The sequence below is a fragment of the Streptomyces sp. P9-2B-2 genome, assembly GCF_030406865.1.
Lineage (GTDB): Bacteria > Actinomycetota > Actinomycetes > Streptomycetales > Streptomycetaceae > Streptomyces > Streptomyces platensis.
Window position 1 is genome coordinate 5526463 of record NZ_CP129126.1, and the last position, 19259, is coordinate 5545721.

General features: G+C 73.0%; 15 protein-coding genes. 7 read left to right on the top strand and 8 right to left on the bottom strand.

Annotation, left to right across the window (positions count from 1 at the left end; translation table 11 throughout):
* Positions 1 to 157: 157 nt before the first annotated feature.
* Both QT196_RS24370 and QT196_RS24375 read left to right on the top strand, forming a co-directional pair.
* Positions 158 to 958, top strand: coding sequence for an enoyl-CoA hydratase family protein (locus QT196_RS24370; RefSeq protein ID WP_266734060.1), 801 nt, complete (start codon positions 158 to 160; stop codon positions 956 to 958).
* Positions 946 to 1569 carry a TetR/AcrR family transcriptional regulator gene (locus QT196_RS24375; RefSeq protein ID WP_168480970.1) on the top strand — a complete coding sequence of 208 codons (624 nt, stop codon included), beginning with the start codon at positions 946 to 948 and terminating at the stop codon, positions 1567 to 1569. Before QT196_RS24370 ends, QT196_RS24375 begins: the two co-directional genes overlap by 13 nt.
* 494 nt (positions 1570 to 2063) lie before the next feature.
* Here QT196_RS24375 and QT196_RS24380 read toward each other — a convergent pair whose 3' ends face one another.
* The gene (locus QT196_RS24380; protein ID WP_168480971.1) at positions 2064 to 3167 is read right to left on the bottom strand and encodes a citrate synthase 2; all 1104 of its coding nucleotides are present in this window, start codon (positions 3165 to 3167) and stop codon (positions 2064 to 2066) included.
* Positions 3168 to 3636: 469 nt separating this feature from the next.
* Here QT196_RS24380 and pdxH point away from each other — a divergent pair, with 469 nt between their 5' ends.
* Positions 3637 to 4260 (top strand): pyridoxamine 5'-phosphate oxidase, encoded by a 624-nt coding sequence (gene pdxH / locus QT196_RS24385; RefSeq protein WP_168483944.1) that lies wholly within the window; start codon positions 3637 to 3639, stop codon positions 4258 to 4260.
* A 519-nt stretch (positions 4261 to 4779) separates the two neighbouring features.
* Positions 4780 to 6243 (top strand): PAS domain-containing protein, encoded by a 1464-nt coding sequence (locus QT196_RS24390; protein ID WP_290356714.1) that lies wholly within the window; start codon positions 4780 to 4782, stop codon positions 6241 to 6243.
* 13 nt (positions 6244 to 6256) lie between these two features.
* On the opposite strand, the gene QT196_RS24395 is transcribed toward QT196_RS24390, so the two are convergent.
* Positions 6257 to 7024 carry an SIS domain-containing protein gene (locus QT196_RS24395; protein WP_168480972.1) on the bottom strand — a complete coding sequence of 256 codons (768 nt, stop codon included), beginning with the start codon at positions 7022 to 7024 and terminating at the stop codon, positions 6257 to 6259.
* A 185-nt stretch (positions 7025 to 7209) separates the two neighbouring features.
* Here QT196_RS24395 and QT196_RS24400 point away from each other — a divergent pair, with 185 nt between their 5' ends.
* Together QT196_RS24400 and QT196_RS24405 are read left to right on the top strand one after the other, a co-directional pair.
* Positions 7210 to 7902, top strand: a complete 693-nt coding sequence (locus QT196_RS24400) for a metal-dependent transcriptional regulator (RefSeq protein ID WP_042147339.1) — start codon at positions 7210 to 7212, stop codon at positions 7900 to 7902.
* A 495-nt stretch (positions 7903 to 8397) separates the two neighbouring features.
* Positions 8398 to 9273 (top strand): alpha/beta hydrolase, encoded by an 876-nt coding sequence (locus tag QT196_RS24405; RefSeq protein ID WP_168480973.1) that lies wholly within the window; start codon positions 8398 to 8400, stop codon positions 9271 to 9273.
* A gap of 72 nt (positions 9274 to 9345) precedes the next feature.
* Here QT196_RS24405 and QT196_RS24410 read toward each other — a convergent pair whose 3' ends face one another.
* The 6 genes from QT196_RS24410 to QT196_RS24435 all read right to left on the bottom strand — a co-directional run bounded on the left by QT196_RS24410 (position 9346) and on the right by QT196_RS24435 (position 17332).
* Complete coding sequence (locus tag QT196_RS24410; RefSeq protein WP_211117410.1) at positions 9346 to 9957, bottom strand: hypothetical protein; 612 nt, start codon at positions 9955 to 9957, stop codon at positions 9346 to 9348.
* A 515-nt stretch (positions 9958 to 10472) separates the two neighbouring features.
* Positions 10473 to 11786, bottom strand: coding sequence for a hypothetical protein (locus tag QT196_RS24415; protein WP_290355681.1), 1314 nt, complete (start codon positions 11784 to 11786; stop codon positions 10473 to 10475).
* The gene (locus QT196_RS24420; protein WP_290355682.1) at positions 11776 to 13896 is read right to left on the bottom strand and encodes a hypothetical protein; all 2121 of its coding nucleotides are present in this window, start codon (positions 13894 to 13896) and stop codon (positions 11776 to 11778) included. The genes QT196_RS24415 and QT196_RS24420 overlap by 11 nt, the downstream gene beginning before the upstream one ends.
* A gap of 114 nt (positions 13897 to 14010) precedes the next feature.
* On the bottom strand, positions 14011 to 15648 hold the full coding sequence (locus QT196_RS24425; protein WP_168480977.1) for a transporter: 1638 nt from the start codon (positions 15646 to 15648) through the stop codon (positions 14011 to 14013).
* Positions 15645 to 16400 carry an ABC transporter ATP-binding protein gene (locus QT196_RS24430; protein ID WP_168483946.1) on the bottom strand — a complete coding sequence of 252 codons (756 nt, stop codon included), beginning with the start codon at positions 16398 to 16400 and terminating at the stop codon, positions 15645 to 15647. The genes QT196_RS24425 and QT196_RS24430 overlap by 4 nt, the downstream gene beginning before the upstream one ends.
* Positions 16401 to 16660: 260 nt before the next feature.
* Positions 16661 to 17332, bottom strand: a complete 672-nt coding sequence (locus QT196_RS24435; protein WP_168480978.1) for a bifunctional DNA primase/polymerase — start codon at positions 17330 to 17332, stop codon at positions 16661 to 16663.
* Positions 17333 to 17782: 450 nt separating this feature from the next.
* On the opposite strand from QT196_RS24435, the gene QT196_RS24440 reads away from it, so the two are divergent.
* Positions 17783 to 19177 (top strand): transcriptional regulator, encoded by a 1395-nt coding sequence (locus QT196_RS24440; protein ID WP_168480979.1) that lies wholly within the window; start codon positions 17783 to 17785, stop codon positions 19175 to 19177.
* Positions 19178 to 19259 lie beyond the last annotated feature (82 nt).

Here is a 19259-nt window from a genome sequence, read left to right on the forward strand (position 1 = left end):
CCCGCCACCCATGGCGAGGAGGACGCCAAGTTGCCGGACGAGTCGCCCCGTACAAAAAAGTGCGCCGCGTGGAATTCCTGGCCAGCGTGCCGCGCGCCACCACCGGAAAGATCCTGCGGCGCGAACTCCGCGCCAGGGAAAGGAGCCCGACGCCCCGATGACCGACGCGCCGAAGACGGACGCCCCGACGCCCGACGCCCCCGCGGCACCCCTGGTCCCGCGCTCCCACGAGCGCGGCATCACCACCCTCACCCTGGACTCCCCGCACAACCGCAACGCTCTCTCCACCCGCCTGGTCGCCGAACTGCACCAGGCGCTCACGGACGCCGCGGCCGACGACGGCACCCGCGCCGTCGTCCTCACCCACACCGGCGGCACGTTCTGCGCCGGCGCGGACCTCTCCGAGGCCACCTCGGGCACCGCGAAGGACGGCCCGCTGGGCCTGGCCCGGCTGCTGCGCGCGATCGTGGCGCTGCCCAAACCGGTCGTCGCCCGGGTCACCGGACACGTCCGGGCCGGCGGCCTCGGCCTGCTCGGCGCCTGCGACATCTCCGTGGCCGGACCCGACGCCACCTTCGCCTTCACCGAGGCCCGCCTCGGCCTCGCCCCCGCCGTGATCTCGCTGCCGCTGCTGCCGCGGCTGGACCCCCGTGCGGCCGGCCGCTACTACCTGACCGGCGAGAAGTTCGACGCGGCCGAGGCGGCCCGGATCGGCCTGGTCACCCTCGCTGCGGACGACGTCGACACCGGCCTCGCCCCCCTGCTGGACGGCCTGCGCAAGGGCTCCCCACAGGGCCTGGCCGCATCGAAGAAGCTGGTCACCGCCCAGGTGCTGGAAACCTTCGACCGCGACACCGACGCGCTCGCCGAACAGTCCGCCCAGCTCTTCGGCTCCGCCGAGGCCCGCGAGGGCATGACCGCCTTCCTGGAACGGCGGGCCCCCGCATGGGCGCGCTGACCCCCGCCCGCGGCCCCAAGCAGCCCCAGCAGGAACGCAGCCGCGCCACCCGCCTCAAACTCCTGGAGGCCGCCGTCTCCTGCCTGGCGGAACGCGGCTGGAGCGGCAGCACGGTCGCGGTGGTCGCCGAGCGGGCCGGCGTCTCCCGCGGCGCCGCCCAGCACCATTTCCGCACCCGCGAGGACCTCTTCACGGCGGCCGTCGAACACGTCGCCGAGAAGCGGCAGTCCGCGGTCGCGGCGGTCGCGCACAAGCTGCCTCCGGCGGGGTCCGTCGCCCGTACCTGGGTCGTCGTCGAGGAGCTCGTCGGCCTCTACACGGGGCCGCTGTTCCGCGCGGCGTTGCATCTGTGGGTGGCCGCCTCCGACGAAGAGCCTTTGCGTGACCGCGTCACCGCATTGGAGGCTCGGGTCGGCCGGGAGGCTCACCGGACGGCGGTGGCGCTCCTGGACGCCGACGAATCGGCCCCCGGCGTGCGGGAGACCGTCCAGGGCCTGCTCGACATGGCCCGGGGCCTGGGCCTCGCCAATCTCCTGACGGATGACTCCGCACGTCGGGCCAAGGTTGTCGAGGAGTGGGCGAAGATCATCGACGATGTCCTTGGGCGGTAGGGGGGCCTCCCCACGTTTTCGGCTGTCCCGCCGTTCCGCTGCGCTTTGCCTCGGTCGACGTTTTTGGCTTTCCCGCCGTGTGGGACCTCGCCGTTGCGCCTGGCGGCGGGCGGGGTCCGCTGCGCGGGGCTGTCGGGTGCGGTGACGGGTCTGCGCGGGTGGGGGTTTCCGGACTGCTTCGCTTTACGTCCGGAAACCCCCACCCGCTCCGACCCGTCCCCTCCCGTTGAGGGGTGGGAAGACGGTCGGTGGGGGCGCATGTTGGTGGTCCGGTGCGCCTTGTCGGTCGCAGTGAACTGGCTACGAGTGGCACGCCCCCACCCACCGTCACTCACTCCCTCAACGGGAGGGGACGGGCCGGAGGGGCCGGTGTGTGGGACGTAAAGCGAAGCAGTCCCACACACCGGCCCCGGAGGCCCGTCACCGCACCCGACAACCACCCGCCCGCCGCAGGCGCAACGGCGGGACGACCCGCGGCGGGTCAGCCAAAAGACCTACCGAGGCGCAATGTCCTCGTAGCCCGAGATCTCGCGAGGGCTACGCGCATTGGGCCCCACGTATCGGGCCGACGGCCGCACCAGTCGGCCCGTCCGCTTCTGTTCCAGGATGTGCGCGCTCCACCCCGCCGTGCGGGCGCAGGTGAACATGGAGGTGAACATGTGCGCGGGGACCTCGGCGAAGTCGAGGACGATGGCGGCCCAGAACTCGACGTTGGTGGCCAGCACCCGGTCGGGGCGGCGGCTGCGGAGCTCCGCGAGGGCGGCCTTCTCCAGTGCCTCGGCGACCTCGAAGCGGGGGGCGCCCAGCTCTTGCGCGGTGCGCCGCAGCACCCGCGCGCGGGGGTCCTCGGCGCGGTAGACGCGGTGGCCGAAGCCCATCAGCCGGCCGCCCTTGTCCAGCGCCTGCCGGACGTAGGCCGACGCGTCGCCGGTCCGCTCGACGTCCTCGATCATGCCGAGGACACGGGAGGGCGCACCGCCGTGCAGCGGGCCGGACATCGCGCCGACGGCACCGGACAGCGCGGCCGCGACATCCGCGCCGGTGGAGGCGATGGAGCGGGCGGTGAAGGTGGAGGGGTTCATGCCGTGCTCGGCGGCCGAGGTCCAGTAGGCGTCGACGGCCTTGACGTGCTGCGGGTCCGGCTCACCGCGCCAGCGCCGCATGAAGCGCTCCACGATGGTCTCCGCCTTGTCGATCTCCTTCTGCGGCACCATCGGCAGGCCCGGCCCGCGTGCCGACTGGGCCACGTACGACAGCGCCATCACCGCGGCGCGGGCGAGGTCGTCCCGGGCCGTCCGCTCGTCGATGTCCAGCAGCGGTTTGAGGCCCCATACGGGGGCGAGCATGGCGAGCGCCGACTGCACATCGACCCGGATGTCACCGGAGTGCACCGGGATGGGGAAGGGCTCCGCGGGCGGCAGTCCGGGGTTGAACGCCCCGTCGACCAGCAGCCCCCAGACGTTTCCGAAGGACACCTTGCCGACGAGATCTTCGATGTCCACACCGCGGTAGCGGAGCGAACCGCCTTCCTTATCCGGCTCGGCGATCTCCGTCTCGAACGCGATGATTCCTTCGAGCCCGGGTACGAAGTCGGACATCAGGCAGCTCCTCAAGATGGGGACGGCAAACGGTCCGTGACCAGCTGCCGTGCGGTCGAGTCTCTGGTGTGCGGTGCCGGTGCGGTTCCGCGGCTGCGCCGGCAGCTCGCGGTCCGTACCGGTCACCCCGGTGATGCCCTGCCAGGGCGTGGGTCACGCGACGGTCGTGCCCGCAGTGGTCGGGCCGCGGGCGGGCAGGTGCGGTGGTGCGCCCCGTCAGGCCGGACGGACACGATAGCTCTCCGCGCCCGGGGGCCACAGGGGGCCTGCCCCTGATTGTGGCGGGTCCCTCACCTGCGCGGAGGGGTGCGACCCGCGCACCGGTCGATCTGCTGTCGGGAGGGTTACGGCCGGTCGACGAGGGGCAGACTTCCGCCCCTCCCGGCTGACCGTGTCGGACCGGGTGTTGCAAGATGAGGCCGTGCACCCCGCCGACGCGCCTCATGCCGAGACCCCCGACCCCTCCTCGATGCGTGCCCACTACCGCGCCGAGGGACTCGTCGAGTCCGACCTCGCCGCCAGCCCGTACGACCAGTTCGCGCGCTGGTTCAAGGACGCGACGGTGGCCGGTCTGCACGAGCCGAACGCGATGGTCGTCTCGACCGTGGACCCGGCGGGCCGGCCGAGTTCACGGACCGTCCTGCTGAAGGCGTTCGACGACCGCGGCTTCGTGTTCTTCACGAACTACAACAGCCGGAAGGGGCGGGAACTGGCCGAAAATCCGGCCATCTCGCTGCTTTTCCCCTGGCACCCGCTCGCCCGCCAGGTCGTGGTGACCGGCACCGCGGAGCGCATCGGCCGGGACGAGACCGCCGCCTACTTCCGCACCCGCCCGCACGGCTCCCAGCTGGGCGCCTGGGCCAGTGACCAGTCCGCCCGGGTCGCCTCGCGCGACGAACTGGAGCGCGCCTACGAGGAATTGGCGGCCCGCTATCCGGAGGGCGAGCAGGTGCCGGCGCCGCCGCACTGGGGCGGCTACCGGATCGCCGCCGAGACGATCGAGTTCTGGCAGGGCCGGCTCAACCGGCTGCACGACCGGCTGCGGTACGTGCGGGCGGGCGCCGGCTGGAGCGTGGAGCGCCTGGCGCCCTGAGGGTGGGCGGGCGCCGCCGGGATGCCCGCCGGGCGTGCGCCTGTCGTGTCGCGCGGGCACAGACACGGACACAGACGCAGACGACCCGCGGGCTCGTTCCTCCGCGCTCGGTGGCGCGAAGGGCCGGTCGGACGAACCGGCAGCCCGCGGGTCGGGTGACTGCTTGGGATTGGCCGGCTGCGCATCTCAAGGATGCGCTGGTCCGGCGCTGCACTGCGGTGAAGCGACGGGCCGCTAGCCCGCAGCCACCTCACGCGTCCGGTGCGAAATCATCTGCCGAACCACCTCCCTTCTCGTGTGCTCAACACAGTAGGAAGCCGTCCGGCCGCACACAAGGGAATTTCCCCTTGGCAACGATTTCCGCGAATCCCGTGTGTGCTGTGTCACGTTCCAGTTGAATGTTCCCAGGTGGAGCATGTGTGGCCGCGTTCGTGAGGGGTGCCAGTGACTGCTTCGTCAGCTTCTTCCGCCGCGTCGGCCTCGGCGCGCTGCGCCGCCGACGAGACCGAGGACTCGGGTCTGCTCGCCGCGCTGCTGGACGGGATGGACGCCGCCCTGGTCTCGTTCGCCGCGGACGGCACGGTCACCCACTGGAACCACGAGGCCGAGCGCATTCTGGGCTGGACCACCGCCGAGGCCGTCGGCCGTACGGGCCTGACCGGCTGGGCGGTCCGCAAGGAGGACGCCGACGGGATCGAGGCCGCACTGGCGGCCGCGATGCGCTCCCCGGGCCGCCAGGTCCATGAGTTCGCCCTGCTCACCAAGGACGGCCACCGCGTGCTCGTCCGCACCCAGTCCTCCGCGGTCCGTGCCCCCGGAGGCCGGGTCGCGGGGGTGTACTGCGCCTTCAGCGAGGTGCACACCCAGCTGGATCTGGAGCGGTCCATCGCGCTCAGCGAGGCGCTGTTCGAGGACGCGTCGTGGGGCGTGGTGCTGATAGACGCCGATCTGCGGCCCGCGGTCGTCAACGCGCACGCCGCCCGTGCCCTGGGCGTGGGGCGTACGGCCCTGCTGGGCCGCCCCCTGGGCGAGCTGCTGGCGCAGGGCGTCGAGGAGCTGGAGTGCGCCCTTCAGCACGTCCTCGCCGAGGGCGCGCCGCCGGCCGTCAGCGAGCTGTGGGTGACGCTGCGTACCGAGGAGGCCGAGGTGCCGCGCCGGTGCTGGCGCAGCGGCTTCGTCCGGCTGGCCTCCCCGCTGGCGGAGGAGCCGGTACCGCTGGGCGTGGCCTGGCTCTTCCAGGACGTCACGGCCACCAAGCGCGCCGAGCAGGAGAACTCCCTGCTGCGCTTCCGCGCCCAGCAGCTCCACCGCGCCGGCCGGGCGGCCGCGGACTGCCCGGACCCGGCCGACGCCGCCGCGGTCCACCTCGATTTCGCCCTGGCGGGCTTCGCCGACCACGGCCTGGTCGATCTCGCTTCGACACCCGCGCCCGCACCGTTCGGGGCGGTCGCCGAGGGCGATGCGCTCGATGCATACGAGACGGAGGGCGCGGCGGGTGTGGCCGGTGTGGCGGGTGGTGCCGAGCCGGAGTCCAGGGCCGGAGCCGGGGCCGGGGCCGGGGAGACCGCTGCCACCGGCGCGGAGGCCGGGCCCCGTACGCCGGTGGGCACGCCCCGGCTGGTGCGGGCGCTGGCGTCCCCGGCCGGTTCGCCCGGCCCGTCGGGGTCACCGGCGGCGACCGGCCTTCCGGTGCCGTATGTGCCGGGCCATCCGGCGCTCCAGGCGTACGAGCGGCGCGGTTCGGTGCGTACCAGCGCCGGGCCCGCCGCGCCCGAGGGCTGGGCGGCGGCCCGTCGTTGGCCGGACGGCACCGTGCACGGGCTGTGCGTGGTGCTGTGCAGCCGCGGCCGCCGGCTCGGCGTCGCGACCTTTCTGCGGGCGCCCGCGCGCCGCCCGTTCGACCGCGCGGACGCGGACTACGCCGAGGAGGTCGCGGCCCGGATCGCGGCGGCCCTGGATCTCGCGGGTGCGGCCTCCAGCTGAGCGCGCGGGCCGCTCACTGCCGGTAGAAGATCCGGTCCGCGTAGGCGCTCATCACCCCGGCGTTCCAGTCGTGCCCGCCGTCGACATTCCCGGAGCGCAGCAGCGGCGGCTCGATGCCCCGTTCGGCGAGGGTGCCCGCGGCCGTCGCCACCACGGCCTGCATGATCGCGCTGGTGACGACCGTGGAGGCGGGGGCGAACGGCGCGTCGATGCCCGTCAGGGTCAGCTCCGCGTCACCGACCGGGATCCGGCTGTCCAGTACGAGATCGCAGTGGTCCTTGAGGAAGTCCCCGGAGGCGTGCCGGGACGTGGTGGCCTCCGCGTACGCCATCGACGTCACGCCGATGACCTTGATGCCGAGGGCGCGGGCGTACCGCGCCATCTCGACGGGCAGCGCGTTGCGTCCGGAGAGCGAGATGATCACCAGCACATCGCCCGGCTTCAGCGGGCTGGTGTCCAATACGGCCCCGGCCAGCCCGTCGACCCGTTCCAGCGCGCTGCCGAGGGTCGCCGGCCGCACGTCCACGCCGACCACGCCCGGGACGGACAGCAGATTCATGATCGCCAGGCCGCCCGCGCGGTAGACGGTGTCCTGGGCAGGGAGCGAGGAGTGCCCGGCACCGAAGGAGAAGACCCGGCCGCCCGCCGCGACGGTGTCCGCGATCAGCGTTCCGGCGGCGGTGATCCGGTCGCCCTCCTCGTCGCGGACCCGCCGCAGCAGGTCGATCGCGGCGTCGAAGTACTTCCCGGCCAGCCGGTCGCTCCGGTCGCTCTCAGCCATTGCCGCGGGCCCCTCTCGTCGGATCTCGGCGTATTTGATCAGTGGCGCGGATCACGTTGCGGTCTGGACCAGTGCCCTGTCAATACGGCCGTGAAGGCCCGGTGCGTGGACGAGGCGGCACCGTTGTCAGTGGGATGCGTCAGAATTGAGTCCAGGGCCACCGCACCACACATCGAGGGGCACGCATGTCCGGACTGATCGACACCACGGAGATGTATCTCCGCACCATCCTCGAGCTGGAAGAGGAGGGTGTGGTGCCCATGCGCGCCCGCATCGCGGAGCGGCTCGAACAGAGCGGCCCGACGGTGAGCCAGACGGTGGCGCGCATGGAGCGAGACGGCCTGCTTCAGGTCGCGGGCGACCGGCATCTGGAGCTGACGGAGGAGGGCCGCCGGCTGGCGACGCGGGTGATGCGCAAGCACCGCCTCGCCGAGTGCCTGCTCGTCGACGTCATCGGGCTCGAATGGGAGCAGGTGCACGCCGAGGCGTGCCGCTGGGAGCATGTGATGAGCGAGGCGGTCGAGCGCCGCGTCGTGGAACTCCTGCGCCATCCCACGGAGTCCCCGTACGGCAACCCCATCCCGGGGCTGGAGGAGCTGGGCGAGAAGACCGGGGGCGACCCGTTCCTGGACGCCGGCATGGTGAGCCTGATGGACCTGGACGCCGGGGCCGACGGGAAGACCGCAGTGGTGCGCCGGATCGGCGAGCCGATCCAGGCGGACGCCCAGCTGATGTACACGCTGCGGCGGGCCGGTGTGCAGCCGGGCGCCGTGGTGAGCGTGACGGAGTCGCCGGCCGGGGTGCTGGTCGGCAGCAGCGGCGAGGCCGCCGAGCTGGACTCCGAGATCGCCTCGCATGTGTTTGTCGCCAAGCGCTGACTCGGTTTCGGCTGGTTTCCTTTTCGCACGTCCGCCCATATCTCGCCCACGAGCCCGCTGAGCTGCGCCGACGCGCCGTTCGGCGGGCTCGGCCCGTTCCTGCCCGCTGAACGGACTTGTGCGAATCCGTGCGATACCGCCGGTCTCGTGCCACCCTGACGCATGGCCATGCATCGGCCTGTCCTGGCCAGGGAGGGGGCTCGGATGCATCCACCTGTGCGGGAGACAGTCAGGGCCCCGGCGCTGCGAGCAGCCGGGGCCCTGCCTCCCCATGTCCCCCACCCCAGACCCGGAGCCCCGAGCTCCCAGGGTCTGTCCCCACGGGCCCCCTTCCCGGTAGGGCCCGCCTCCCGGCAGATGTCTCCCCGTGGCGGGCGCGGCCAATCCTTGAGCGAGGTCACTCGAACGAGGGGTGTTCCGCGTCGGAACGGTGCGTTCGAATGGGGGTTCGATAGTGTGAAGCTGCTCAAGGGACGATTGGGGGTGCCAGGGCACATGGTGCGGCGCATCGATGTAGCAGGGGCCGGCGGCGTGCGACTCGCCGCCTGGGAGTTCACCGACCCGCCCAAGATCGGCGGCGGGCTGGAGGAGGGCGAGCAGCGGCCGGGCGTGCTGCTGCTTCATGGCCTGATGGGGCGCGCCTCGCACTGGGCGGACACCGCACGCCGCCTGAGTGCCCGTCACCGCCCGGTCGCGCTGGATCAGCGGGGCCACGGCCGCAGCGAGAAGCCCGCCGAGGGGCCGTTCGACCGCGAGGCGTATGTCGATGACGCCATCGCTGCCATCGAGCAGCTCGGCCTCGCCCCGGTCGCCCTGGTCGGGCATGCCATGGGTGCCCTGACGGCCTGGCAGTTAGCGGCCCGGCGCCCGGATCTGGTCAGTGCGCTGGTCATCTGCGATATGCGGGCATCGGCGCTCGGCGCGGCCTCGCAGCGCGAATGGACCGAGTGGTTCCGGTCCTGGCCGGTGCCGTTCGCCACCCTTGCTGATGTCCGTAAGTGGTTCGGCGAGGACGATCCGACCCTGGAGCGGCCCAGACCCGCCCGTGGGGAGTTCTTCGCCGAGGTGATGGCCGAGCGCGCCGACGGCTGGCGGCCCGTCTTCTCCCGCCGGCAGATGCTCAGCGCCCGGGAGACCTGGGTGCATGACGCCCACTGGGAGGAGCTCGCCCAGGTGCCTTGCCCGGCCCTCGTGGTCCGCGGCCTCGATGCCGAACTCGGCCGCGCCGAGGCCCAGGAGATGGTCCGGGTGCTGCCCCGCGGCGCCTATGCCGAGATCCCCGACGCCGGACATCTGCTCCCGTGGGAACAGCCCGACGCCTGGTGCGCCGCCATCGAACCGTTTCTCCACGCCGCCACGATGCCGGCGTAACAGCCCTCTGCCGTGCGCCACGGCCCCGAGGGCGTGGCGCACGGCATCCGGCCTGTGGTCGGCTCCGTCGGCTCAGCCGGCGTTGTCGAACTTCCAGATCAGCGGCGAGCCGCTCTGGCCCTCACCCGCCCAGTGGACCTCCACGGACTTCGCGCCCTTGGGGATCATGTAGGTCTGGCAGATGGTGTGGCTCTGCCCCGCCTTCCAGTTCTCGATGTCGAGGGTGTCCTCACAGCCCGGACCGTCCTCGGCGGCACCGATCAGCAGACCGCCGCGCTGGCCGTCCGCGTAGATCTCGGACTCGTCGGCCACATCGGGCGATTCCTTGACGACGCCGCCGCCCTTGTTCGTGTACTTCACCCACGCGGTGGCCGTCACCAGGCCCTTGGCCCGCTTCGGGTCCGAGACCAGCTTCTTGGTCTCGGCCTCGGTGCTCACATGCACCTTCTGCGCGGCGACCTCGTAAGTGATGGTCCCGCTGTCTTCCTTGAACTTCCCCGTACCGCCCTGACCGGCCTTCAGTTCACCGCTGTCCGCCGGGGCCGACGATCCCTTTTCCGTCTTGGTCTTGGGTGCGTCGTCGGTGGCGGTGCTCTTCTTGTTGCCGCCGCAGGCGGTCAGTGCCAGCGCCAGTACGGCGACGGGCGCGGCGGCGCGCAGCAAAGCGGTCTTCTTGTGCAGCACAGCATTCTCCTGACAGACATTTCCCCCGTCGCACCACTCGGTTCCATGGGCGTGTGAACGGCCGCATGGGTGTGCGAACGGCTGTGTCAGCGGAGCATAGGAGGGGGCTTTCGGATTTGTCGAAGCATTGCCGTGCGCGGGGCCCGTGACCGTCACCGGTGATTCGCGTGAAATTCCCGAAAAGGCTGGGGTGTTCTGCCGAGCGTTTGTCCAATTGGCGGCGAATTCAACGCGATTGATATGTGGCATCAATTGCCGGAGAAATCTTCGAAAGCGGGGGTGTGGGCGGGGGTGTGGGGGTGCGGGGGTGGGGATTCCGGTTCCGGCTGTCGGCTTTCGGCGGCGGGATGTTGGCGGGCTGCGGGCTGCGGGCCGTGTGCGGCGTGGGGGCACGGGCCGACGGGCGGTGGCGGGCGGTGGGTTGCGGTCAGCGCGGGTTGGCACGGGGCGGTTGGTGTTGTCTGTGCGCCGTGTCGACGGCGTGGGTGACCGAGAGGCCCGGAGCCGTGCCCCGGTCAGTCCCGGGTGCGGGCGAAGTCGCCGCGCTGGACCCGCCCGGCGAGGGAGTCGTCGACGCCGCTCAGCAGGGAGCCGTAGCCGGTGGCCGCCCAGAGGCTGTCCTCGGCGGGGACCTCGAAGTACGGCACCGGGCGGCCGTCTTGCCGGTCGGTCAGCACCTCCGGGGCACGCCGGGTGCGTATCGCGCGCAGACAGGTCTCGCAGGCGGCCACCCGCAGTTGTTCGCGCCGGCCCAGCGGCCGCCAGGGTATGCGGCGGACGGCCGGGCCGTGCAGGGGATGGAAGAAGCACAGCGGGAGCGCCTCCGCGGCCCCGGAGAGGGCCGCCCGGCCCTCGGCGACCAGCGCGAACACCCCTGCCAGATCCGGGACTCCCCGCGCCCGGTCCAGGACCGTCCCGGCCGCGGCATACGCGTCGAGTGCCCGCTCGACCGCTGCCGGGGCGCCCTGTGCGGTGCGCGCCTCCTCGCCCAGCCGGACGACCTCCTCGGCGGCCCGGTCCCGCAGTCCCGCCTCGTCCGCCTGCCGGGCGGCGGCGAAGACCGAGCGCGGCAGCGCGAACGGCGTCGAGAGGTCCCGCAGCCGCGACCGGCGCCGCAGCAACAGCCCCACCGCGGCCAGCAACAGCACCGGCCCGACGGCGAGGGACAGGAGCCGTACGAGAGAGGAGCCGTGCCCGGACGCGGCCTTCGCGCCCGCGCCGTCCGCCGTGGTCCGCGTCGGCGCCGGCGCGCCGAGATCGGCGGTGGCCCGCTCGTACACCGCATCGCCGTTGCCGGCCTCGATGATGTCGATCGCGCGGGCGACCCGCTTCGCCGGGCCCGCGCCCTTCATGTCCTTCTGGAAGTAGACCGCGGCGGCGGCGTGGAACGACTGATGCGCGTCCGAAGGCCATTCGCGGGCGGAGATGTCCCCGGGCTGTTCCCCGAGGGTGATGAGGATGGCCGGGCCGCCGCCCATCCGGTCATGGACCACCTCGGCGAGCTGCTCCGGTTTGCCGCCCCAGCTGTCGCCCTCGACCAGCGGCACCAGCGCGACCCGGATCGGCAGATGGGTCCGCCGGATCCGCGCGACCAGCTCCCGCTGCTGTTCCGCGTCGACGGCCGAGGTGAGGGACGGGTCGACATGGACGGGGGAGCGGCGCAGCGCGTCGGCGATCTTCTGCCCCGGGCTCTCGGCGGCCGTGGCGGGCGCCGCGGTGCAGCACAGCAGCGCGACGGACGCGGCGCCGGCGGCGAGGGCCCTGCGCAGCCGCCGGGCGGTGGCGGCGGCCCGCTGCGGGCCTGCAGGGTGGAGGAGGTCAGTGCACACCGAAGTACTCCCGTACATCGCGGGTGAGTTGATCGATTCCGGCGCCGTCGCCGAGCGCGGCCAGCGGTCCGGGCAGGGTGGCGTACGGGACGTATCCGCCGCGTCCGCCGCTCCCCGGGGAGCGCAGCCGCAACACCGGGCCGGGCGTCACCCGGCATGCCTCGCACACCGGCAGTGACCGCGCCGCGCCGCCGTCGGCGGGCCGGGCCGTCGCGCGTCGGCGGGCCGCGCCGTGCAGCGGGTTGCGGTGGCAGACCTGCCGCGCGGCGGCCGGTTCCCCGAGCGCGTTCCGTCCGGCGCGGGCCAGCACCACGGCACAGGCCAGGCCGACGGGGCCGGCGTCGGCGTCGATCCGGCCGTCGCTGTCGCCGTCGATCAGCAGCGCCGCGGCGTCCAGGCACTCCCAGGCCCGGCGCCGGGCCTCCTCGGGCGGCGTGGCCGAAGCCTCCAACACGGCGGTGAGGGCGTCGAGATCCTGCCGGGCGGTGCGACGCAGCCAGGCCAGGGTGGGCCGGTCCGGCGCCGCGGGGGCCGCGGCACCGCCCGCTCCCGGGGCCGTCGGTCTCCTGCGCCGGACCAGCCGGCGGACGACGGCACGGGCCGCCGCCACCAGCCCGAAGAGCAGACCCGCGGCGAACATGCCGATCACCATGCCGGGTTCGAAGTCCCCGGTGAACAGACCGGGCAGCGCCTTCTCCTCGACCGGGTCGTCGGCGGGCGGCGGCTCATAGGGACTGCCGCCCGTCTTGGCCCGCGGGGCCTTGCCGACATACGTGAGCAGCTCGTCCAGATGACGGCCCAGCTGCTCCTCGGCGGGCCCGGTGTAGGTGAGGTCGCGCGGGCGGTCGACGAGGTAGCTGTCATCGACGCGGGGGCTGTAGTTGACGAGTTCGATGCCGCCGGTCGCCGGGTCGGCGAACACCATCAGGGCATCGCGGTGCAGCCGGTCGTGCACCTGCTTGGCCAGCAGCTCCGTGCTGCCCCCGGACTCGTCGTCCGGCGGGGTGGGCAGGGCGGCGATCAGCACCGGAACGTCGAGCTCCCGCAGCCGTTTGCGGAGCCGGTCGCGCTCGGCGCCGTCCAGCGTGGAGCGGCTCTCCGGGTCGAGGTAGAGCGGGTCGCGGCGCAGCCCGGCGGACACCCGGTCGATCCGGGCCCGCGTATCGGCGGCCGTGGGACGGGAGCCGTCGCCGCTGGTCGTGTCGTCGAAGACCTGGGACGCGGTGAAGGCGATCAGCCCGCCCAGCACGGCGGCACCCGCCATCAGGGGCAGCAGCCGCGCGCGGGGGAACGGACCGGGACCGGCGACCGGCCGCTGCCGGGCGCTCCCCGCCGCCTTGCCGGCCTTCTTGCCCCCACCGGCCTTCTTGCCACCGCCCTGGGTACCGCCGCGCGCCGTCGGTACGCGCACCCCTCCGCCCGCCGCCGCGGCCCGCCGCACCCGGCGCCGCTGGAGGGTATGGACCGTCACCAGCAGCACGGACAGCGGAATGCCGAGAACGGCGATGCCGGTCACAAAGCTCTGGTTCTCGCGCTCGGTGGTGTCGGTGTGCAGACCGGGGCCGTCGTCCAGCCCCTCGTCCTCGTGTGCGGCGCGGGCCTCCTCGGCGCGCTGATGTGCCTGCCCGGAGGTGACCACCTCGACGAAGTGCCGGAACACCTCGCGGGGAGTGGCGTCGTACGGCATCGCGTACACCGATTCGGAGACGGCGTCCGCCGTGCCGGGCAGGTCCACGCCGTAGGTCTGCGCCGCGTCCAGGCCCGAGTCGCTCAGGGCGACATACAGGCCCCGGCGCCCCAGCCGGTCGTGGACACCGGCGAGCAGGCCGTCCGCGTCGGCGCCGTAGGAGGACTGCGGCAGGACCATGACGTACGCCGGAACGCCCAGCCGCCGGGCCTCGCGGGCGAAGGCGGGCGCGGTCGAGCGGGGGACCTCGCGCGGGATCTGGTCGCTGACATAGACCGGGCTCTCGCGGAGCTGCGCGGCGAGGTACGCGTACTGCGTCGGGTCGCCGGACGCGTGCGGGCCGGCCGGCGCCGCCTGCACCGCCCCGGCGCAGAACAGCACCGCCAACCAGCCCGTCGCCAGCACCCATCCGGTGCGCCGCACCGCCCCCACCACCCCTCGTCCAGGTCGTGGATGACGCTACCGCCACCGCGCGCCGGCCGGTGCGGCCTGTGGATAACTCCCCGGCGGGGCTACCGCCGACCGGCCGGCGCGCGCTCAGCCCTTGCTGACGGCCGCCAGAATCTCCGGCAGCCGCCGGGCGGCCCGCGGCGCCATCACCCGCAGCCCCAGCTCCGCGATGCCCACGCCGTAGACCGCGCCGACCGGCAGCAGCACCCACAACAGGTGGTGCAGACCGGCGACATGGAGCCAGATCGTCAGCGCCAGCAGCGGTGCGCACAGCACGGCACCCACCACGACCCCGCCGAAGAGGCTGAACCAGGCGATCGCGCCCTGTCCCGGTGCGACGTTCTTGCTGCCCTCCGAGGGGATCGAGTACGGGAAGAACACCGACGACAGCGCCCCGGTGGCCAGCAGCGCGCCCAGCACCGCCAGCGAGAGCCCGTACACCTCCAGGAAGGCCGACCACGGCCCGATGAGCGCCGCGCTGCCGACGACGACCAGCGTGACGTACGGGACGGCCACCAGCGCCAGCGCCAGTGCGCGGGCCCGCAGCTCCTGGTAGGCGTCGCGCGGGGTCGAGATCGTCGAGGCGACCATCCAGAACGCCGAGGTGTCCTGCCCGAACTGGTTGTACATCTGCATGCCGAGCAGCGTGGCGGCCGAGAACGCGGTGTAGATGCTGCCGTTGCCCTGGAGGGACGAGATGACCGGCACCAGCAGTCCGGCGGCGAGCGCGGTCGACCATGCCATCTTCGACTTGGGGTCGCGCCAGCCGTAGCGCAGCGTACGGAGGATGACCGTGCCGGTGCGCCCGCGCGACAGCAGCCGCGCCAGGCCCCGCTCCCCGCCGTCGGCCCGCCGTGCGCTGTCCTTCTCCACCGCCTGGAGGGTGGAGGAGTCCGGGGATGTCATCAGGGTGGTCAGGGTGCGCTGCCACCACCACAGCAGCAGGACCAGCGCCAGCACCGTCAGCCCCAGGCCGGTCAGCGCCCGCCCGTACGCCCCGTGCCCGGCGTCGTCGACGGCGGCCACCGCCGAGACCGGCGGCACCCAGCGCAGGATGTCGCCCAGCGGCTCCAGTACGGCCAGACCGTCCGGCCGCCCCAGCTTCTGGGCGGCGATGTTGACGCCCTGGGCGCCCAGGGCGATGAACAGACCGCTCAGCACGGCGAGATCGCGGCCCCGCCGACTGGTCAGCAGCCGTACCGAGGCGGTGGCGACGGCCCGCGCCAGCGACACACACACCAGCACCACCAGGACCACGGCCACCACGCCGACGGCCGCGGCGGCCGCCCCGTCGGCCACGGCGATCACCGAGCCGGTCACCAGCGCGAGGGTGACGACCGGGCCGATGCCCACGAGCGAGGTCACCAGCAGCGAGACGATCAGCGACCGTGGCCGCAGCGGCAGCATGACCAGCCGGGTCGGATCGAGGGTCTCGTCACTCGCCGGGAAGAACAGCGGCATCGCCGCCCAGCCCAGGGTGAGCATCCCGGTCAGCAGTACGACCAGCGCGCCGACATGGGCGTTGCCGCGCAGCGCGATCAGCCCCGTCACCACACCCGCGGCGAACAGCAGGCCCACCAGGACGGAGGAGACATACGCCAGCGTGCGCCCGGTCGACTGGCGCAGCCCGTTGCGCAGCAGCGTCAGCTTCAGCCGTACGAAGACGGCGGTCAGGGACGGCGCGGCGGCCGGTCGTACGGCCGCCGCGGCGGATTCGGTGCTCATCGGGCGCCGCCACCGCCCAGCCAGTCCAGGTTCGCTCCCGCGCCCCGGTCGCCCGCGCCGACGAGTTCGAGGAACGCGTCCTGGAGGGAGGGGGCCGCGCCGCGCACCTCCGCGAGCGGGCCGTCCGCCCGGATCTGCCCGGCGGCGATCACCGCGACCCAGTCACAGAGCGACTCGACCAGCTCCATCACATGGCTGGAGAAGATCACCGTCGCACCGGAGGTGGTGTAGCGCTCCAGTACGCCGCGGATCGTCTGCGCCGACACCGGGTCGACGCCTTCGAAGGGCTCGTCGAGGAAGAGCACCTCGGGGTTGTGCAGCAGCGCCGCGGCCAGCCCGATCTTCTTGCGCATACCGGTGGAGTAGTCCACCACCAGCTTGTGCTGCGAGCCGGCCAGATCGAGCACGTCCAGCAGCTGAGCGGCCCGCTTGTCGACCTCGTCGCCCGGCAGACCGCGCAACCGCCCTATGTAGCCGAGGAGTTCACGGCCCGACAGCCGCTCGAAGAGCCGTAGCCCCTCGGGCAGCACCCCGATCCGGGACTTGACGGACACCGGGTCCTGCCAGACGTCGTGCCCGACGATCTCGACCACCCCGGAGTCCGGCCGCAGCAGGCCCGTCACCATGGAGAGGGTGGTGGTCTTGCCCGCGCCGTTGGGGCCGACCAGTCCGATGAAGCGGCCGGCGGGCAGCGTCAGATCGATGCCGTTGACGGCGATCTGCTCGCCGAACTTCTTCCACAGGCCCTGGATGCGGACGGCGGGCGGACCGGCCGCACCGCCCCCGGGGGCCGCGGCCGGCCCGCCTGGAGAAGTGGCCGTGGTGCGCTGCGGCGGTGCCGCCGCGCCCCGCTCCTCGATGTGTTCCGGCTCGTTCGCCACCGGTCCTGCCCTTCGACGTCCCCGCAGGGGCCGGTCCCGGCCCCCGTCCGGCATCCCACGATACGGGCGGATTCCGGGACGGGGCGGGACTGTGGACAACCTGGGGACAAGGGGAGCGGACCGGTCCGGGATCAGCGTGCCCGGAGGGCGGCCGCGTCCCGTGCGCAGGCATAGGCGAGCGGGCTGATCAGGTCCTCCGCGTCCGGCAGCCAGCGGTTGGCGGGCGTGGGGCGGCGCGCCCACTGCACCATGCCGTGCGCGCCCACCCGGGTCGGCGGTGCGGCGATGTACTCGCCCTCGCCGCGGCAGATCAGATCGAGCGCGGCCGGCGCCCAGCCCAGGGTGCGTACGAGGGCGGGCACCTTCACCGAGGCGCCGGGGAGCACGAGGAAGAGCATCCGGCGGGCGGGGGTACGGGTGACCGGGCCGAGGGCCAGTCCCATCCGCTCCATACGGGCCAGCGCCAGACAGCCCGCGGTCTCGGGCACGTCGAGCGCCTCGAACGTCCGGCCCGTGGGCAGCAGGATCGAGGCGCGCGGCTGCTTGCTCCACATCCGGCGGACGGCGGTCGCGCTGCCGCTGGCCTGTCCGGCCCAGCCGGGCCCGGTGGGGTGCGCGCCGGGTACGGCACAGTCGGCGGCGTCGCACGAACAGCGCGGGGTCTCACCGTCGTGCTCCAGCCATGCGCCGGGGAACACGTCCCAGTGCCGTTCTTCCGCGTAACGCACCGCAGTGTCTATCAGCTGCTCGCCGCGCTGTAGGGGAATGTGTGGGGCTTGTGTGACTCCGATGGTTTTTTCCACGCTGAGGACAACTTCCGTCGTCACCAAGGGTTACGGCTCAGGGGTGGACCTCAGGGCGCATCGTTCTCGCACGTGGGGCGCATGGGTGCACCGGTGGGGGCGCGTATGCGGGCGGGGCCCGAGGAGCGGGTAGCCACCTGCGTGACGGGCGGAGGGACCGCCCGGCGGCAGTCCGCGGTGCACCCGGGGGGAGCCCGGCACGGCGGCGCCGCGATCTGTGCACGACACCGCGCAGCCTTCCCACCCGTGAACGGCGCTTGGCACCGAGGAGGCACCGGACCTGGCGCAAAAGCGCTCAGGACCGAGCATCCTCGGTACAGCGCATATCACAACGATCCCACCTATCGCGCATATTCAGGATCTCTCGGATATCCGGCATATACCTGGGGAATCGATCACGGGTAACGGCGTTCGGCGGTGAACGCACAGCGGTACTCAGGGGGTACAAGCATGGCCGCCAGGCCACTCGTCGCACGGCAGCCCAACGAACGGCTCCAGACGCTGATCCAGGAAGCCGCCTGTTCCAACGCGGGCCTCGCCCGCCGCGTCAACATGTGCGGTGCGGAACACGGTCTCGACCTCCGCTACGACAAGACCTCCGTGGCCAGATGGCTACGCGGCCAGCAACCACGGGGCCGCGCCCCGGCCGTCATCGCGGAGGCGCTGGGCCGCAAGCTCGCGCGCACGGTCACCATCGACGAGATCGGGATGGCCGACGGCAAGAACCTCGCGTCCGGGGTGGGGTTGCAGTTCTCGCCGACCGTCCTCGGGGCGATCGAGCAGGTCTGTGAGCTGTGGCGCAGCGATGTCGGCCGGCGCGACTTCCTCAGTGGCTCCACGGTCGCGGCGTCCGCCCTGGTGGAGCCCAGCCGCGACTGGCTGATCACCGGGGCGGACACCCAGGTCGCCCGGAACGCCGGTGCCCGGGTCGGGATCTCGGACGTCGAGGCGGTCCGCGCGATGACCACGGCGCTCAGCGAGCTCGACCACCGTTTCGGCGCCGGACATGTCAGGCCGGTCGTCGTGCACTACCTCAACAGCGTGGTCTCCGGGCTGCTGGCCGGTTCGTACCGGGAGTCCGTCGGCCGCGAACTCTTCGCCGCCGTCGCGCGGTTGACCGAACTGGGCGGCTACATGGCCGTCGACACCGGTCAGCCCGGCCTCGCCCAGCGCTACTACATCCAGGCGCTGCGGCTCGCGCAGGCGGCCGGGGACCGCGGCTACGGCGGCTATGTCCTCGCCGCGAGCATGAGCCATCTCGCCGCCTCGCTCGGCAATCCACGGGAGATCGCCCAGCTCGCGCGCGCCGCACAGGAGGGCGCCCGCGGGCATGTCACACCCCGCGCGGAGGCGATGTTCTGCGCCGCGGAGGCGCGCGGACACGCGCTGATGGGCGACGGGCGGGCCTTCGAGGTGGTGGCCGGACGGGCGGTCGCCGCCCTGGAGCGCGCCGAGGCGGCCGCCGACGCGGGTGACGATCCGATCTGGATCTCCCATTTCGACCCGGCCTACCTGGCCGATGAACTCGCCCACTGCCACCGCGACTTGGGGCAGCCGGCGCCCGCCGCGCAGCGGGCGCAGGAGGCGCTGGACGGGCATCCGGCCGGCCGGGCCCGGCGCCGGGCCATCGGTCTGCTGTTGCTGGCCGGCGCGCAGGTGCAGCAGCGCGAGGTGGAACAGGCCTGCCATACGGGCACCCAGGCGGTGGACCTGCTGAGCGGACTGCGTTCGGACCGTGGCGCGGAGTATCTGGAGGACTTTCAGCTGCGTTTGGAGCCATATCGGGACGAACCGGTGGTGCGGGAGTTCAGCGCGCGGCTGGAATTGCGGGCCACGGCGGCGTGATCAGCGCCTCACCACAGGGGTGACGACTGCTATGTCGTGCGACGTCGGGTTTTGTCGTGGCGCGACGGAAAGCCCAGGCAGC

What these genes read in the sequence shown, in the direction of transcription:
- QT196_RS24370 (WP_266734060.1), top strand. Translation starts at nt 158, where the DNA reads ATGACCGACGCGCCGAAGACGGACGCCCCGACGCCCGACGCCCCCGCG.
- QT196_RS24375 (WP_168480970.1), top strand. Translation starts at nt 946, where the DNA reads ATGGGCGCGCTGACCCCCGCCCGCGGCCCCAAGCAGCCCCAGCAGGAA.
- QT196_RS24380 (WP_168480971.1), bottom strand. Translation starts at nt 3,167, where the DNA reads ATGTCCGACTTCGTACCCGGGCTCGAAGGAATCATCGCGTTCGAGACG.
- pdxH (WP_168483944.1), top strand. Translation starts at nt 3,637, where the DNA reads ATGCGTGCCCACTACCGCGCCGAGGGACTCGTCGAGTCCGACCTCGCC.
- QT196_RS24395 (WP_168480972.1), bottom strand. Translation starts at nt 7,024, where the DNA reads ATGGCTGAGAGCGACCGGAGCGACCGGCTGGCCGGGAAGTACTTCGAC.
- QT196_RS24400 (WP_042147339.1), top strand. Translation starts at nt 7,210, where the DNA reads ATGTCCGGACTGATCGACACCACGGAGATGTATCTCCGCACCATCCTC.
- QT196_RS24405 (WP_168480973.1), top strand. Translation starts at nt 8,398, where the DNA reads ATGGTGCGGCGCATCGATGTAGCAGGGGCCGGCGGCGTGCGACTCGCC.
- QT196_RS24425 (WP_168480977.1), bottom strand. Translation starts at nt 15,648, where the DNA reads ATGAGCACCGAATCCGCCGCGGCGGCCGTACGACCGGCCGCCGCGCCG.
- QT196_RS24440 (WP_168480979.1), top strand. Translation starts at nt 17,783, where the DNA reads ATGGCCGCCAGGCCACTCGTCGCACGGCAGCCCAACGAACGGCTCCAG.